The organism is Actinosynnema sp. NPDC059797 (assembly GCF_042732085.1).
Lineage (GTDB): Bacteria > Actinomycetota > Actinomycetes > Mycobacteriales > Pseudonocardiaceae > Actinosynnema.
In genome coordinates this window covers 1-1,347 of record NZ_JBHWIE010000739.1, presented here as the reverse complement: position 1 = coordinate 1,347, position 1,347 = coordinate 1, and the positions used below count along the sequence as shown (strand labels likewise).

General features: G+C 76.9%; 1 protein-coding gene. It reads right to left on the bottom strand.

Features of this window, described 5'->3' with window-relative positions; all coding sequences use genetic code 11:
• Positions 1-1,347: non-ribosomal peptide synthetase (locus tag ACFV4N_RS43810; RefSeq protein WP_499678614.1), on the bottom strand; the 1,347-nt coding region annotated here is incomplete at both ends.

Genomic DNA, 1,347 nt, shown 5'->3' with positions numbered 1-1,347 from the left:
GCGCCGAGCAACCGGTCGATCTCGTCGTCGGACAGGTCGTCGAGCTGGTCGATCAGCGGCACGGGCCCGCGTGCCGCGGTCCGCGCGCCGGTGAGGCCGCCGCACAGCTCCGCGATGGTGGGCGCGGCGAACAGCGTGGCCAGCGGCAGGTCCGCGTCGAACGCGGCGCGGACCCGGGCGAGCATCTGCGTGGCGGTCAGCGAATGGCCGCCCAGGGCGAAGAAGTTGTCGTGCACGCCCAGCGGCGCTCCCGCGGGCATCGACAGCACCTCGCGCCAGATCTGCGCCATGCGCCGCTCGGTCTCGTCGCGCGGCTCGACCAGCTCCACGTCCTCGGTGGCCCACACCGGCTCGGGCAGCGCGTCCCGGTCGATCTTGCCGGTGCCGGTGCGCGGCAGCGCGTCGAGCACCACGACCGTGGCCGGGAGCATGTACTCGGGCAGGTTCGCGGCCAGGTGCGGCCGCACGCGGCGGCGCAGCTCGTCCTCCGGCAGCGCCGGGTCGGCGGGCACCGCGTAGGCGACCAGCCGCACGTCCGCCGCGTGCGCGGACCACGCCACCACGACGGCCTGGGCCACGTCCTCGTGCGCCCGCAGCACCGCCTCGACCTCGCCGGGCTCGATGCGGTAGCCGCGGATCTTGAGCTGCCGGTCGGCGCGGCCCAGGAACTCCAGCCGCCCGTCGGCGTGCCGCCGGACCAGGTCGCCGGAGGCGTAGAGCCGCCCGCCGGGCGTGGCGCCGAACGGGTCGGGCCGGAACCGGTCGGCGGTCTGGGCGGGCAGGCCGTGGTAGCCGCGCGCCACGCCCGCGCCGCCGATGTGCAGCTCGCCGATGACGCCCGGCGGCACCGGCCGCATCAACGGGTCCAGCACGTGCAGCGAGGTGCCCTTGACCGCGGGGCCCAGCCGCACCGGGTCCGGCGCGTGCGCCACGACGCCCGCCGCCGAGTACACCGTGGTCTCGGTGGGCCCGTAGCCGTCGATGAGCACCGCGCCGTCGTGCTGGAGGTCGTCGGCCAGGTCCCGCGTCATCGCCTCGCCGCCGCTGATCCGCAGCCGCACGTGCGCGGGCACGCCGCCCGCCGCCACGACCATGCGCCAGCTCGCCGGGCCGCCCTGGACGACGGTCGCCCGCGCCTCGGCGATGCGCTCGCGCAGCAGCGCGCCGTCGGCCACGTCGTCGGCGGGCAGCACGACGAGCGTCGCGCCGGAGATCAGCGGCGCGAGCATCTCCACCGTGGACACGTCGAACGCGGGCGTGGTGATGGAGGCGAGCCGGTCCTCCGGGCCCAGCCCGGTCAGCTCGACCATCGCGCGCAGCAGCGCGGCCAGGCCGCCCTGGGTGCAC